Source organism: Paraburkholderia sp. BCC1885, assembly GCF_900996235.1.
Lineage (GTDB): Bacteria > Pseudomonadota > Gammaproteobacteria > Burkholderiales > Burkholderiaceae > Paraburkholderia.
This window is the reverse complement of the sequence record NZ_CAAJGM010000090.1, coordinates 1-522: the sequence shown is the minus strand read 5'-3', so window position 1 is coordinate 522 and position 522 is coordinate 1. Positions and strand designations below refer to the sequence as shown.

The following is a 522-nucleotide window of genomic DNA, read 5'->3' as shown; positions in this document are numbered from 1 at the left end:
CGCCTTGGCCTGCGCGACCGCCTCGGTGATCTCGGCGTTCGGCGCGGCGCGCCGGATCGCGACGCCTACCGCGAGGATGTCGATCATCACCAGGTGCAGGATCCGCGAGATCATCGACAGCTGCGATTCGCGCATCTCGATGTGATCGGTCTCGAGCGCCACGGTGGCACGCTTGGCCAGCGGCGTGTTGCTGGAGGTGATCGCGATCACCTTGGCGCCGGCCTGCATCGCCACGTCGAGCACGCGCAGCAGCTCGGGCGCGCGGCCCGACTTCGACACCGCCACGATCACGTCGCCCTTGCCGAGCAGGGCGGCCGAGGCGGCCTGCATGTACAGGTCGCCGTAGGCGATGGTCGGGATGCCGAAGCGGAAGAACTTGTAGTGCGCGTCCTGGGCCACGATGTTCGAGTTGCCCAGGCCGTAGAACTCGATGCGCCGCGCATTGTTGAGGATGTCGATGGCATGCTCGACGTGCTCGAAGTTCAGGTGCTCGCGCAACTGCAGGATCGCCGACACGGTGTT

1 protein-coding gene is annotated in these 522 nt (G+C 66.7%); it reads right to left on the bottom strand.

The window, feature by feature from the left end; translation table 11 throughout:
• The coding region (locus FQ755_RS07605; protein WP_144152732.1) for an SIS domain-containing protein at nt 1-522 on the bottom strand (522 nt) is incomplete at both ends.